Origin of the sequence: Novosphingobium sp. LASN5T (genome assembly GCF_003856955.1) — a bacterium.
GTDB lineage: Bacteria > Pseudomonadota > Alphaproteobacteria > Sphingomonadales > Sphingomonadaceae > Novosphingobium.
Genome location: NZ_RQSI01000072.1, coordinates 1 through 13,621, shown reverse-complemented (window position 1 = coordinate 13,621; position 13,621 = coordinate 1). Strand labels below are relative to the sequence as shown.

Annotated in this window: 11 protein-coding genes; 4 read left to right on the top strand and 7 right to left on the bottom strand. The window is 65.1% G+C overall.

Annotated elements, in window-relative coordinates; all coding sequences use genetic code 11:
* Positions 1–800 precede the first annotated feature (800 nt).
* Genes EH199_RS22765 through EH199_RS22750 form a run of 4 tightly spaced genes read right to left on the bottom strand, consistent with a single transcriptional unit; the run spans position 801 to position 5,549 of the window.
* On the bottom strand, positions 801–2,705 hold the full coding sequence (locus tag EH199_RS22765; RefSeq protein ID WP_223806875.1) for a sialate O-acetylesterase: 1,905 nt from the start codon (positions 2,703–2,705) through the stop codon (positions 801–803).
* The gene (locus tag EH199_RS22760) at positions 2,702–3,598 is read right to left on the bottom strand and encodes an SMP-30/gluconolactonase/LRE family protein (RefSeq protein ID WP_124811359.1); all 897 of its coding nucleotides are present in this window, start codon (positions 3,596–3,598) and stop codon (positions 2,702–2,704) included. Before EH199_RS22760 ends, EH199_RS22765 begins: the two co-directional genes overlap by 4 nt.
* On the bottom strand, positions 3,589–4,371 hold the full coding sequence (locus tag EH199_RS22755) for an SDR family NAD(P)-dependent oxidoreductase (protein ID WP_124811358.1): 783 nt from the start codon (positions 4,369–4,371) through the stop codon (positions 3,589–3,591). The genes EH199_RS22760 and EH199_RS22755 overlap by 10 nt, the downstream gene beginning before the upstream one ends.
* 53 nt (positions 4,372–4,424) lie before the next feature.
* On the bottom strand, positions 4,425–5,549 hold the full coding sequence (locus EH199_RS22750; protein WP_124811357.1) for a fumarylacetoacetate hydrolase family protein: 1,125 nt from the start codon (positions 5,547–5,549) through the stop codon (positions 4,425–4,427).
* Positions 5,550–5,795: 246 nt separating this feature from the next.
* Between EH199_RS22750 and EH199_RS22745 the strand changes: the two genes are divergently transcribed.
* A complete protein-coding gene (locus tag EH199_RS22745; protein ID WP_124811356.1) occupies positions 5,796–6,776 on the top strand; it encodes an alpha/beta hydrolase in 981 nt (326 codons plus the stop codon).
* Between the two features lie 27 nt (positions 6,777–6,803).
* Here EH199_RS22745 and EH199_RS22740 read toward each other — a convergent pair whose 3' ends face one another.
* The 3 genes from EH199_RS22740 to EH199_RS22730 form a co-directional block, all read right to left on the bottom strand.
* On the bottom strand, positions 6,804–8,606 hold the full coding sequence (locus tag EH199_RS22740) for a bifunctional diguanylate cyclase/phosphodiesterase (protein ID WP_124811355.1): 1,803 nt from the start codon (positions 8,604–8,606) through the stop codon (positions 6,804–6,806).
* An 88-nt stretch (positions 8,607–8,694) separates the two neighbouring features.
* Positions 8,695–10,233, bottom strand: a complete 1,539-nt coding sequence (locus EH199_RS22735; RefSeq protein ID WP_124811354.1) for a globin-coupled sensor protein — start codon at positions 10,231–10,233, stop codon at positions 8,695–8,697.
* Positions 10,234–10,270: 37 nt separating this feature from the next.
* The gene (locus EH199_RS22730) at positions 10,271–11,299 is read right to left on the bottom strand and encodes a chemotaxis protein CheB (RefSeq protein WP_124811353.1); all 1,029 of its coding nucleotides are present in this window, start codon (positions 11,297–11,299) and stop codon (positions 10,271–10,273) included.
* Between the two features lie 221 nt (positions 11,300–11,520).
* On the opposite strand from EH199_RS22730, the gene EH199_RS22725 reads away from it, so the two are divergent.
* The 3 genes from EH199_RS22725 to EH199_RS22715 are packed head-to-tail and all read left to right on the top strand — an operon-like array spanning position 11,521 to position 13,517.
* Entirely contained in the window at positions 11,521–12,930 is a 1,410-nt protein-coding gene (locus EH199_RS22725; protein ID WP_124811352.1) for a methyl-accepting chemotaxis protein, read from the top strand.
* A gap of 33 nt (positions 12,931–12,963) precedes the next feature.
* Positions 12,964–13,224: a lipid asymmetry maintenance protein MlaB gene (locus EH199_RS22720; protein WP_124811351.1), complete on the top strand. Its 261-nt coding sequence runs from the start codon at positions 12,964–12,966 to the stop codon at positions 13,222–13,224.
* On the top strand, positions 13,221–13,517 hold the full coding sequence (locus EH199_RS22715) for an Hpt domain-containing protein (protein ID WP_223806874.1): 297 nt from the start codon (positions 13,221–13,223) through the stop codon (positions 13,515–13,517). The genes EH199_RS22720 and EH199_RS22715 overlap by 4 nt, the downstream gene beginning before the upstream one ends.
* Positions 13,518–13,621: the final 104 nt, after the last annotated feature.

Here is a 13,621-nt window from a genome sequence, read left to right as displayed (position 1 = left end):
TGCTGGTATAGCTACCGGAGCAATCATGTTTTCGTTCGCCGTTTGGATATGGCGGCGACAAATCATCAAATATCCCGAAGACACTTGGAAAGCTCGCCTCTAGGCAATTTGTCCACGCCGCCTAGGGACAGGACCCATTACTGTTGCGGTCGGAACGGCAGCTATCTGGCAATTCCTAGAAACCAGCCTGCGCGGACACGACGCGATTGCGGACATCCCAGTATACGACCTAGATAGACGGATGAGAGGGGTATTCCTTACCGCAGCCGGATGCCTTGTGTGGCTGGTTCCATTGTGGATGGCAGTTGCACGGCTCCGTGAGCATGGCGCTTACGCAGATGGCTCCGGTCTTGACGACGTTTGGGTTCTCTTGGGCGTGCCTTCAGCGCTGATCGCATGGACGGTATTGCTCGGAGCGTTAGCACGACGACGTAAGCTACCATGGCAGATGATTGTTTCCGCATCGCTGATCGCTATCGCTGGTGCCACTTGGTGGTTGGCGGTTTGGGGTCAATCGGTTTGATGCCGTGTCCGCTCCCCCCACCATTCCCGACGAACGCGCAGTCCGGACAGACGCGATTGCGGACGTTGCAAACGCGTCACCCTGAACGTGTTTCAGGGTCCATTTTTCCTTGCTCACAGCCGTGCCCGGAGGCGCGATGGATGCTGAAACAAGTTCAGCATGACGAGCAAGGGGAGCGATCACTCCCCCCCCTCCTTGCCGTTAGGCCCCCGGGTGGGCGGCGCCCATCGCGCTCATCCCTCCAAAGCGGAATGTGTCCACGCGCCCCAGGCGATCGTCACTCGCCCACCACGTCGAGTTCGAAGCCCGGCACCGGTAGCCCGCGCGCGTCGAACAGGTTGACGACCGGGCTGTCGGCCCAGCCATAGCGGACCTTCGCAATCGGCCCGCCGTTCCCGTCGATCACCACCGCATCGCCATCGACCCGCGCCGGCGCGAAACGGCAGGCTCCGCCCGCGTCGCACAGTTCGAAGCCGATCGCCTGCGCCGAACTCAGCGCATGGAGCCCGCCTTCGATGCCGCCGAACGTCACCCGCACGGCATTGCCTTCGCGCCGCGCCGCCAGCGGCATCGGCACGGGCTTGCCCAGCACGCCCACCGCCAGCCGCTGGCCCACCAGCAGCTTGTTGGCCGGATGGATGTCTGTCGGCTCGCCAATGTCGATCGCGCTGGCGAGCACGGCGTTGCCATCCTCCGCCACGATGCGCCGCTGCACATCGCGCGTCCGCGCCCAGTCGGATGATACCGGCTTGTCCGCCGCCGGGCCGTAATTCGCCAGTTGCACGATGCCGACCTTGAGCGCCGGCCCGAAGCGCGCGCGCCAGCCCGCGATCAGCGCCTTCATCCGCCGCGCATAGTCGGGCGTGTCGACATCGCTTTCGCCCTGATACCAGGCCGCGCCGTCCATCGCAAAATGGCCGAGCGGGGCGATCATGCGGTTGTGCATCAGCCCGATGCCCGCGTTCGCATCCCATGGCGGGCGCGGCGGATAGCTGCGCACGGGCGCGATCGCGTAGCGCCAGCCGGTTGCCAGCGGCAGGCGCTGACCGTTGCCCGTCACCAGCGCCAGCCGGTCCGCGGCACTCGCCATCCCGCCATCGGCATAGGTGTTGGTCACGGCGACCATGACCTCGTTCACCCCCGCGCGCAGGAACGCCGGCGGCAGCTTGTAGGCGCGTTCCTCGTCCCAGCCGAAGGTGTTGCCCACCGCGTGGCCGTTGACGAAGGTCATGTCCATGTCATCGAGCACGCCGAGCATGAGTGTCGCCCCGGCGCGGGCATGCTCCGCCGTCAGCGTGACCTGCCGCCGCAGCCAGACCGTGCCGGTCGCCTTGGCGGCCAGTGGCGTACCGGTCCACGCCAGCCAGCCGCTGATCGCCGGCACGGGCTGCCATGGCAGATCGTCGGGCCGGGTCCACGGCGCGCTGCCGCCGGCCTCGCCCGCATACCACGCCTGCCAGCGCGGCGCGAACTGCGCCACGGCGGCCAGCCGGTCTTTCGCGAACAGGCCCAGCAGTGCCATGTCGCTGGCCCCGCCGATCGCGGCGCCGGCCTGCGGATCCAGCCACGGCGTCACTTTCGATCCGCCCCAGCTGGCGTGAATCGCGCCGATCGGCACGCCACGCGCCCGGCGCAATTCGCGCGCCATGAAATAGCACACCGCCGAGAAGTCCGCGGTCGAGTCCGGACCGGCTACGGCCCAGCGCGTCGGCTTCCCGAACGCGCGCTCGGGCAGATACGCCATCGCTTTGGGCACCTGCAACAGACGCAGGCCGGGGTCCCCCGACCGTGCCACTTCCATGCCGCCGTTCAGCGCGTGCGCCAGCGGGAATTCCATGTTCGACTGGCCGGAGCAGAGCCAGACATCGCCCACCGCCAGATCGGAGACGCGCAGGCTCTGCCCGCCCGACGTCACCGCCAGGTCGACCGGATCGGCCGAGGCCGGCCGCGCGGCAAAGCGCAAGGTGAAATCGCCGGCGGCGTCCGCCTTGCCCTCGGCGCGTTCGGTGCCCAGCGTGGCGGACACCACAGCGTTCGGCGCGGCCCGCCCTTCCACCAGCACCGGCCGGTCCCGCTGTATCACGGCATGGTCGCTCCACACCGCGCCCAGATCGAGCGCGGGCGCCGCCAATGCGGGAGCAGCAAAGCCAAGCGCCAGCCCCGTGAACGCCAGCCGTATCACGCGGGGAAGTCCGCCAGCGCCGGCGCCACGCCCGGCACATCGACATCGAAGGCGAAAAGATCGCCCGCCAGCGGCTGTGCCGCTAGCGCCGCCGCGTCCAGCCCCTTGCGTGCGGTGGTGACGAAGGCACGCGTCATGTCCGGCCCGCCAAAGGCCAGCTTGGTCACGTTGGCGGCCGGCACCTCGACCTTTTCCAGCAGTTCGCCCTCTGGCGAATAGCGCGCGACGCCCCAGCCGTTCCACAGCCCGGTCCACACGCAGCCCTGCGCATCGCAAACCGGCCCGTCGGGATAAGCGTCCGGAAAATCGCGCGCCACGTCGGCAAAGGCGCGCGCCGGGCCAACGGCACCGTCGGCATCGACATCGGCAACCATGATCGCGCGGGCCAGCGTATCGGTGAAATAAAGCCGGGAATCATCCGGCGCGATCGCCGGGCCATTGGTGATGCACACCCGGTCGGGGCCTTGCGGCACGATCCGCCCGCCCTGCGCGCGATAGAAGCGCCCGCTGGAGGCGGTCTCGTCATCGTCCATCGAACCGAACCACACGCGCCCGCGGCTATCGGTGCAGGCATCGTTGAGCCGGTTGCCGGCAGGTTCGCCCGGCACGTGCGCCACGTGTCGGGAATGGCCGGTCGCGGGATCGAACAGATGCAGCCCGTCCTTCATCCCGGCGAGCAGTTCCCCGCCGCCGGCCGGCAGCACCCAGCCCACCTGCTCGTGCACCGGATAGCTCTGGTGTCGCCCGTCCACCGGATCGAAGCGGTGGATACGACGCTGCTTGATGTCGGTGAACCACAGGCATTGGCGTGCCGCGTCCCACACCGGGCCTTCGCCCAGCGTACAACCGAGCGCGAGCGCGTGCTCCACCCTTCGGGTCGCGTTCAACGCCATCCTCCATCGACCCAGTATTCGTGGCCCGTGCAGAAGCGCGCGTCATCCGAGGCGAGGAACAGCGCCATCGCGGCGATGTCCACCGGTTGCAGCCGGCCCTTGAGACATTGTGCCGCGACGATTTCCGCCTCCCCTTCGGGCGTATACCAGCGCATCTGGCGCTCGGTCTGCACATTGCCCGGAATGATCGTGTTGACGCGGATGTTATACGGCCCCAGCTCGCGCGCAAGGCTACGGGTCAGGCCTTCGACGCCGGCCTTGGCGATCTGGTAGAGCGCCAGTTCGTCGAGCCCCAGATGCCACGAAATCGAACCGAGGTTGAGGATCACGCCCCCGCCGCCGGCCTTCATTCCCGGCCATACGGCCTGCGAGGCGAAGAACTTGTGCTTCAGGTTCACCGCCAGCCGCTCGTCCCAGTAGGCCGGCGTCACGTCATCCAGCATGTGGCGGTCATCGCTGGCGGCATTGTTGATCAGCACGTCGCAGCCGCCCAGCACGCCGGCCAGTGCGGTCATCGCGCCGGCCAGCCCGTCGCTGTCCGATACGTCCTGTGCGCGGAACACCGGCACATGCTCGGCGTGGCCAAGCCGCTGCACAAGGCGCTCCCCTGCCTCGGGCAGGATGTCGACGAAACCGACCTGCGCACCCTGCAGCACGAAAGCCTCGACAATGCCCTCGCCTATCCCGCTCGCGCCACCGGTCACGATCACCCGCTTGTCGCGGATGCTGGGGTACTGTGCCGTCAACGCGCGGCTCTCTGTCTGTGCAAGCACCTGCTTTCCCTTGATTTGCGGAGCAGCCCCGGATGCGGTCGACGACACCGCGTTCACGCCCGGTCCACCAGGCCACGCGCGGCCAGATTGCGCATGAAGGCGCCGATGCCCATCGCCCACTTGGGCGCATCGCGCGATGTGGTGACGGTGTTGGTCAGCGTGCCCAGCCGTTCGGAACGGATCGTCACGCGATCGCCCACCTTGTGGGTGAACCCCCCGCCGGGTTCGTCGCGGTCCTGCGTCGGGGCGAACAGGGTGCCGCAGAACAGCACGAACCCATCGGGATAGCTGTGTTCGCTGAGCGTCTGACGGACCAGCTCGAGCGGATCGCGGCTGATCTCGGTCATGCGGTTGGTGCCTTCCATGCGGAAGTTGTCCTGCCCTTCCACCACCAGTTCCACATCGGCGCGGCGCACGTCGTCGATGCCGAAGCCCGCGTCGAACAGGCGGATGAACGGGCCGATGGAGCAGGACGCGGTGTTGTCCTTCGCCTTCGACAGCAACAACGCCGAACGGCCTTCGAAATCGCGCAGGTTCACGTCGTTGCCCAGCGTGGCGCCAACAGTCTGGCCGGCCGGATCGACCACCAGCACGACCTCGGGCTCCGGGTTGTTCCAGCTCGAATCCGAACGCACCCCGATCGGCGCGCCATGGCCGACGGTCGAAAGCACGGGCGACTTGGAGAACACCTCCGCGTCCGGCCCGATCGCCACTTCGAGATACTGCGACCACATGCCTTGCGCGATCAGCGCCTGCTTCAGCGCCATGGCCTCATCGCTGCCGGGAACCACCGCGCGGATGCCCGCGCCGATCGTGGCCTCCAGGCCGATGCGGATTTCAGCCGCCGCGCCCGCGTCGCCCCGCGCGCGTTCTTCGATCACACGTTCGATAGCGCTAACGGCGAAGGTCACACCACAGGCCTTCACGCATTGGATGTCGATCGGCGAAAGCAGTTCCCAGCCTGCGGGCAAACCGTCCTCGATGGCGCCCAGGTCCTTGCCCCCATCGGGCACGCCCCGCGCCAGCGCACCGGAAACCGTGCTCGCAATCTCGGTGATGTCACGGATTCTGCCGCTTTCAAGGACGATCACATGCGGCCCATCGGGCGCTTGCGCACGACCGATGAAGGCCCCGTCCGTAAAGTCGTGCGGAAGGCAAGCCGTAAGGCTCATACCCATCAATGCATCCCTTGTTTCTCTAATTGATAGCGCTACCTTACGTGGCCGCACCGCCAATATCAAGTGCGGACGGACGCGCATTCGTTTTCAACGCATCCTCCGCATGGCTGTAACAGCTTCGGGCCGGGCAAGCGCAGCGGCATGCGGCTGGCCCCTTGCCCCGGCATGATGGTATCGCTACCACATAAGGCAACGGTGCGCCCGCCGATCCTCGAAAACAGGGTGCGCATCTTCAGGAGAGATGTCATGAAGCATGGATGCAAGGCCAAATCCCGCGCAACCCGGCACTTTCCGGCACGTCTTGCCGTCACGAGCCTCGCGGCGGCGCTGGCCATGGCGACACCGCTCCGGGCTCAGAACGACGCTATGACGCCGATCCCCACACCGGCCCAGCCTGGCGCGATCGAACTCGGCACCGGCCCCTTGCCCGGCGCACGCAACCCCGAGACGTGGCATGCGCAATACGGCAGCCGCTTTGCCCGCAACGTGACGATCGCGACGCTCACCCCGTACCTGCCCGATCCCGCCAAGGCCAGCGGGACGGCCGTGATCGTGGCGCCGGGCGGCGGCTTTCTCACGCTCTCCATGGAGAACGAAGGCTCCGACGTGGCAAAGGCGCTTGCCGCCAGGGGCATCGCCGCCTTCGTGCTGAAGTACCGGCTCAACCAGACCCCGGCGACGATGGCCGAGTTCGACAAGTCCATGCGCGCCATGTTCGCGGGTGTGGCCCGCGCTTCGCAGTCTCCGGCACAATCCCAGCCGACCCCGCAAGAACGGATGGCGGGGCTTGCTCCGCAAATTGCCGATTCGCGCGCCGCTTTCGCGCTGATCCGCCAGCGTGCCGGCGAATGGCATATCGATCCCAACCGTGTTGGCATGGTCGGCTTTTCCGCCGGCGCTATGCTGACGCTGGCTACCGAATTGTCCGGACAGGATGCCCGTCCCGCCTTCCTCGGCCTTGTCTATGGCCCGCTTGCCCCTGTTACCGTGCCGGCCGATGCGCCACCGATGTTCGTGGCCATTGCCGCAGACGACCCCTTCTTCGCCAACAATGGCTTTGGCCTCGTGGAAAGCTGGCGCGCCGCCCGGCGTCCGGTCGAATTCCACCTCTACGAACAGGGCGGGCACGGATTCGGCATGTACCCCAAGACAACGACCAGCACCGGCTGGTTCGATGCGTTCGTGCGCTGGATGGACATGCACGGCTGGGTCAAGGCCGCGCGCTGAACCGGCGGAACAGGGTGACAACAGCAGTCACACTTCGATGTCACCGATGAACCGCTCGATCATGGTGTTGTCCATCGCCGGAGCGACCAGATAGCCCTGGATGCTGTCGCAGTGCAGCCGTTGCAGGATGTCGGCTTGCGCCAGTGTTTCCACGCCTTCGGCAGTCACCTTCTTGCCCAGCCGATGGGCCAGTTCGATCACGCTGGTCACAATCGCACAGTCGGATGGCTTGGTTTCCACGGAATCGATGAAGCTCTTGTCGATCTTGACGGTGTCCACGGGAATATCGCGCAGATGCCGCAAGGATGCGAACCCGGTGCCGAAATCGTCGAAGGCCGTTCCCACGCCTGCGTCATGCAAGCGGCTGATTTGCAGGATCGCCTCGTTCTGCTGGCTTCCAAGGAGCGTATCCTCGTTGATTTCCACGCAGATGTCCCGTCGGTCGATCATGCCGCTTTCGACAGCTTCGATGATCAGGTCGACATAGTCGGATGATCTGAAATCCGCGATCGTTGCATTGATCGAAATGGAGCGAAACGGCACCGCCGCATCGCGCCATGCGCGGATCTGCCGGATCACCGTGCGCAGGACGAACATGTCGGCCCTGGCGGCGAGGCTCTCCTCGATCAAGGCGTCCGCGAAAGCCGCAGCCGAAATCAGGCCATCGCGCGGATGCTGCCAGCGCAGCAGGGCTTCCATCGCGATCGGCGAACGGCCTTCACTCTCGATGATCGGCTGATAGAACACGCGTAGCTGACCAGTGTGCAGCGCGGTCTCGAAATCGGCCCGTATGCGCGCGCGCTGCAGCACCGCCTGGCGCATCTCGCTGTCGAACAGGGCGCTACGCGCCCGTCCGTTCGATTTCACGGAATAGAGCGCGATATCCGCACATTTCAGCAATTCGTTTTGGTCCCAGCCATCACGGGGGAAAATGGCGATGCCGATACTGGCGCAGATTGTCCGATCGCTACCCTTCACATGGACCGGCGGAGTTATGGCTCGCAACAGGGTGTCGGCACGTTCCATGGCCATCTTCGGATCACCGCAGTCGTGCATGATGATCGCGAATTCGTCTCCGCCGATGCGGGCGATGCAATCGCCATTCCTGATCGCCGCGCGACAACGGTCGCCCACGGCGCGCAGCACGCTATCGCCGGCGGCGTGGCCCAGACTGTCGTTGATATCCTTGAAATTATCGAGATCGAGCATGGCGATCGCAAACGGAGCTATGCGTTCAAGGCCCTGGTGGATGCAGTCCTTGATTTCATTCATGAACCATAGCCGGTTGGGCAACCCCGTCAGCGGATCGAAGTTGGCAAGATGCCACAGTCGATCCTCGGCCATCTTCTGGCGGGTGATGTCGAAACGGATCGCGATGTACCGTTCGATTTCACCATCGGCGCCCCGATACGGCACGATCGTGGTATCAACCCAGTAAAGCCCGCCGTTCTTGGCCCGGTTGCAGATTTCGCCATGCCAGATGCCGCCCTGGCTGATCGTGTGGTACAACTGGTGGAAGAAGGCGCGATCATGGCGGCCGGATTTCAAGACGCGATGGTTCTGGCCGATCAGTTCCTCGCGCGAATAGCCGGACAGGTCACAGAACTTCCGGTTTACCGAAACGATCGTCCCCTTGCGGTCCGTCACCGCAACCACCGCCGCTTCGTCCAGCGCATGCTGGTAGAAGCGGCTGCGCATGCCGACTTGCGATGGCGTGTCGGGATCACGGAGGGGCGAGGCCGCGCCGTCGGAGACGTTTTTCGGCGCGGCCTCGCCGGGCAGTCCGTCACTGCCCGGGAAGTCGAAATGGCTGATGGAATATTCGCGCATGGCTAGGCGTCTTTCGGCTGTGGCGGTTCCGGCCAGCGAAACCGCGCAGTCCCGGGCAGATGCACGGCGTCATGGGCCGGCTGCCGCTTCAGAATTCCGACCAGTCCTCGGCCGTGGCCGTGGCCGCCATCCCCGCGGATTTCCGTCCCGCGGCGGGGGAAGGACGTGGAGCGGCCGCCGGTGTCTTGCGCCGGTCCTTGGCTTTGGCAATGGGCACGACCGCGGCGCCTGATACGTTGAAGCGCGAAACCAGCGTGGCCAGTTGTTCGGCTTCTCCGGCCAGACTGCGCGACGCGGCGTTCGATTGTTCCACCATTGCCGCGTTGTGCTGCGTCATCTGGTCCATTTCACGAACCGCATCGTTAACCTGCTGCAGGTTCAGCGCCTGGGCCTGCGCGAGATCGGCAATGCCCGTCGCCAGCGATTTGATCTCGCCAACGCGCGCCGCGATCGAACCGAACGCCTCGCCCGACTGCCCCACCAGCTTGACCCCGCGTTCGACCTGTTCGACGCTGCCGTTGATCAGGTGCTTGATATTGCTGGCGGCGTCGGCGGAGCGCTGGGCCAGCGCCCGCACTTCGTTGGCCACCACCGCAAACCCCTTGCCGGCATCGCCCGCCCGGGCCGCTTCGACGCCCGCGTTGAGCGCAAGCAGGTTGGTCTGGAAGGCGATTCCATCGATCACGTCGATGATCTTGCTGATCTCGGTGGCCGTGCGATGGATTCCGTCCATCGCGCCCACGGCCTCCTTGACCACGTTGCGTCCCTGCACGGCCTCGTGATCGGCTTCCGCCACAGAGCCGGTCATGTGAACGGCGCCATCGGCCGCTTCGCGCACGCCGGTGGTCAGCTCCTGCATCGCGGCGGCTGTTTCCTCAAGCGAGGCAGCCTGCCGTTCGGTGCGGTTGGCAAGGTCGTCCGAAGCCTGGCGGATTTCGGCAGCGCCGGTGTTGATCGTCGATGCCGCCTCGGCAACCGACGCCAGCGCGCCACCGATTTCGAGACGCATCGTTTCGAAATCGGCTTCAATCTGGCGATAGTTTTCGGGCAGTCCTTCGAGCTTGGTGGAAAAACGCCCGTTGGCGACTTCCGCCAGCGCGTGTCCCAGCTGTTCGATCACGGCAAGGCGGGATTTCTCCTCGGCCTTGAAATAGGCGGACAGCGCGATTTCCATGTCGAGCAAAGCCAGCTTGACCAGCGTGGCTACCTGCCGGCCGGCGGCCTTGTTGCCGAACAGGCCCGAGCCCTTGTCGCAGATGGTGGTGATGATGGCCGAAAGGACGCGGGCATAGCCGCCGATGTACCAGGTCGGCTCCAGCCCGATGCGGGCGTGGACCGTACCGATCTGTTCCGCCTTGGCGATGTAGCTGCCATCCACCCGGCCCGAGAACAACGCCGCCCAATGCGCGATCTGCTTGCCCTTGGCGTGGTCCATCGCCTGCCGCGACGAAAAGAAGGCCGCCGTCTTGGGAGTCGCTCCGACCTTGTCGTAGAAGCGATCGAGCGCGGCGGGGGCATGACAGGCCAGCGCTTCGGCAATCTTGGCGAAATTGCCATAATCGGCATCGTCGATACCGAAGAAATCGACGCGCTCGTTCACGAATTCGTTTACGTTGATATTGCTCATGAGTGGTCCTTCGCGATCGGTTGAGACGTTTGCAGGTCTATTTTTCTGTGCAGGCCTTGATGGCTTCGGCGCCTATCTGGTCGGCTGGCAGTTCGTGCATGGCCGCGTTCAGGTTGATCGCCGCGGTGGGGGCCTCGGGCACGATGGCGTTGCCTCGTTCCTGCGCGAACGTTTCGGCGCCCGCGTTGCGCATCAGCAAAAGGCCCTTGGCCCCGTCCTGCCCCAGGCCGGACAGCATGATGCCGATGGCCGGCACGCCGGCGCGGGCGATCGTTCCGAACAGAAGGTCGGCCGACGGGCGAACCCCGTTGGCCGGCTCTCTCGCCAGAAGGCGCAACTGCGCCGGTTCGCCCGCTTCCAGCACGACGTGGAAATCCGGATCGGAAGCGATGTAGATGCCGCCCTGGAGCAGCGACGTACCGTCTTTTGCGGGCGTTACGGTGCAGGCCAGTTCGGTGTTCAGCCGCTGGATGAACGCATTGGCCACTTCGGGTTCCGCTTGCAAAACCACCACCGTCGGCGGGCAATTGGGCGGATAGGCGGCAAACAGATCTGTCAGGGCCTCGAACCCGCCCATCGATGCGTTGATGGCGATCAGCGTGCCGTTCCAGTGGAACTGCTCCTTGTGCCAGCGATTCACGTGGTGGGGCCGTTTTTGGCGCACGTTGCTGTTGGCGGCCGCCAGCACGATCTTGCCAAGCTTGCTGACGTTCTTGGCGAACTGTTCAGGGCTGACTTTCAAAGGCTTCGGAAAGCATTCCACCGCGCCCAGCTCATAGGCCCGCAGCGTCGTCACGGCGCCGCTTTGCGTCAGGCTGGAAAGCATGACGACCGGCATGGGATTGCTGTCCATGATCTCTTCGAGAAACTCGATCCCGCTCATGCCCGGCATTTCCACGTCGAGCGTCAGGACGTTGGGACGCAGCAGCTCGATCTGTTCGCGCGCTTCGTTGACGTTAGCGGCGGTTCCCACGACCCGGACGTTGCGGGACTGTTCCAGCAGATCGGAAAAGAGGGCGCGCATCGCTGCGGAGTCGTCGACCACGAGAACCCTTGCGTCATGCATGGCATAAGTCTTTCATTTCAACGTATTGGTGGATTCGTCAGCCGCTAGGGCACGGGTCCCTTCTAACCATAAAAAGCAAGCAAACCGCTGCCGCCTGATCGTAGATTTACGATCCCCGAACAGGGCCTTGCGTTCATTACGTAGGGATAAACCCTGCACCACACCGCAAGTCCCGCGCGGCCAGATGGCGCTGTCGGGATGGGGCTGGTGCAGGAGGTCCGATGTTAGACTGGTTTGTCAAAGACGCGCCGATCCGCACGAAATTCGCCGTTCTGATCTCTATTCAGGCGGTGCTATCCGGCGCTGGCGTGATTCTGGTGCTCGCCGCCGGCGGCAGCGCCCCGGTGATGGCGGCCGCGCTGGCCCTTGCGGTGACAGCGGTGGCGATCCTGGCATACGCGCGCGGCGCGATCTGCACGCCCTATGTCCAGACCGTGCAACGCATGGAGGCGTTGGCTGCGGGCGATGTCGATGCGCCGGTCCGCTTCACCGAATACCGCGATTGCGTTGGCCGGATGACCAAGGCGATGGCGATCTTTCGCAACAATGCACTGGAACTGCGCAAAGGCCGCGCCGCCGAGGAGCGCGAAATCATCAACAGCCTCAGCGACGGCTTGGGGCACCTTGCGGCCAACAATCTGGAATTCCGTCTCGAGAAGCCCTTCCCCGGCGCGTACGATGCCGTCCGGCGGGATTTCAACGCGGCGGCCGAAGCCCTTGCCACCGCGCTCCAGTCGGTGCGGGCCGCAGCCTCCGGGGTGCTGGTCGGAGCATCGGAAATCCGGGCCGCGTCGGACGATCTTGCCCAGCGCAACGAACGCCAGGCGGCCAGCCTCGAAGAAACGGCGGTGGCCATGAACCAGATCACCGGCAAGATGGTGTCGACGGCGGAACGCGCCGGCGAAGTGCAGCAGACCATCGGGGCCGCGCATCGCGAAGCCAGCGAAGGCGGCGAGGTGGTGACGCGGGCGACCGAGGCGATGTCCGCGATCGAGTCGTCCGCGCGCGAAATCAGCCAGATCATCAACGTGATCGACGGCATCGCTTTCCAGACCAACCTGCTCGCGCTGAACGCAGGGGTTGAAGCGGCGCGCGCAGGCGATGCCGGAAAGGGCTTCGCCGTGGTGGCGAACGAAGTGCGGGCGCTGGCCCAGCGCTCCGCCAACGCCGCGCGAGACATCAAGGAACTGATCACCCTGAGTTCGCGGCAGGTTGCCGACGGCGTGATGCTGATGGGTGAAGCCGGCGGCCTGCTTGAAAGGATCGTCGGGGGTGTCGGTGAGATCTCGGCGCTGGTTACGGAGATTGCCGATACCGCGCACGAGCAGGCGCAGAATCTGCGCCACGTCAACACATCGGTGGGCGAGATGGATCGCATGACGCAGCAGAACGCGGCGATGGTCGAACAGGCCACGGCCGCGGCGCGCAGTCTCGCCAGCGAAGCGCATGAACTGACCGCGCTGGTGGACCGGTTCCGCATGGGCGAAAGCGAAGACCGTCCCGCCTATCGCCCGGCGGCGCGATCCAAGCCTTCAATCCCGTCGATACCCAGGGTGCAAGGCAACCTTGCTCTCGCTCCCGAACCGGCGGCCGCTGTCGCCGACCAGGCAGACGACTGGTCCGAATTCTGAGCCGAGCCAGCCCGCAAAGGACGCCGTTTCATCATGCAGACATTTCCGCTTCCCCCCCGCTGCGATCGCGCGACTGTAGAGGCTTTGCTGCCCGATCTTGTCGCGGCGGTTGGCACAGGTCCGCTGACGATCGACGCCGCGCAGGTGACGCACGTCAGCCAGGCCCTGCTGCAGCTTGTCATCAGCGCGCGCAAGACCAGCGACACCGTTCGCATCGTGCCGTCGCAAGCCCTGTCCGAAATCGCGCGCATGGCGGGACTCGCCGCTATCCTGAACGAAAGTGAACCGGCATGACGAACGAGGAACTTCAGCAGATATTCTTCGTCGAATGCGAAGAATCGCTGGCGGCCGCCGAAGCCGGGCTTGCCGCGTGCCAGGCGGGGACGCACGACGCCGAGACCGTCAACGCGATCTTTCGCGCGGTGCATTCGATCAAGGGCGGCGCCGGCGCTTTCGGGTTTGCCGCGCTGCAGGCCTATACGCACACGTTCGAAACGCTGCTTTCGGATGTGCGCGAAGGGATGGTCGACCTGACGCCGGGTCTGGTTGATCTGCTCCTTCGCGTGTTGATTTCTGCTGAGAGTTGACCCGGGATTTTCATCGAGAAGTGACCCTGGTGGGTGTTATGTCCCGCGCTGCGGGGTTTGGGTCAAGCGGGTGATTTTTCCTTTCTGGATTTTGGGGCAGCGGT

What these genes read in the sequence shown, in the direction of transcription:
- EH199_RS22760 (WP_124811359.1), bottom strand. Translation starts at nt 3,598, where the DNA reads ATGGCGTTGAACGCGACCCGAAGGGTGGAGCACGCGCTCGCGCTCGGT.
- EH199_RS22750 (WP_124811357.1), bottom strand. Translation starts at nt 5,549, where the DNA reads ATGGGTATGAGCCTTACGGCTTGCCTTCCGCACGACTTTACGGACGGG.
- EH199_RS22745 (WP_124811356.1), top strand. Translation starts at nt 5,796, where the DNA reads ATGAAGCATGGATGCAAGGCCAAATCCCGCGCAACCCGGCACTTTCCG.
- EH199_RS22740 (WP_124811355.1), bottom strand. Translation starts at nt 8,606, where the DNA reads ATGCGCGAATATTCCATCAGCCATTTCGACTTCCCGGGCAGTGACGGA.
- EH199_RS22735 (WP_124811354.1), bottom strand. Translation starts at nt 10,233, where the DNA reads ATGAGCAATATCAACGTAAACGAATTCGTGAACGAGCGCGTCGATTTC.
- EH199_RS22730 (WP_124811353.1), bottom strand. Translation starts at nt 11,299, where the DNA reads ATGCATGACGCAAGGGTTCTCGTGGTCGACGACTCCGCAGCGATGCGC.
- EH199_RS22725 (WP_124811352.1), top strand. Translation starts at nt 11,521, where the DNA reads ATGTTAGACTGGTTTGTCAAAGACGCGCCGATCCGCACGAAATTCGCC.
- EH199_RS22720 (WP_124811351.1), top strand. Translation starts at nt 12,964, where the DNA reads ATGCAGACATTTCCGCTTCCCCCCCGCTGCGATCGCGCGACTGTAGAG.
- EH199_RS22715 (WP_223806874.1), top strand. Translation starts at nt 13,221, where the DNA reads ATGACGAACGAGGAACTTCAGCAGATATTCTTCGTCGAATGCGAAGAA.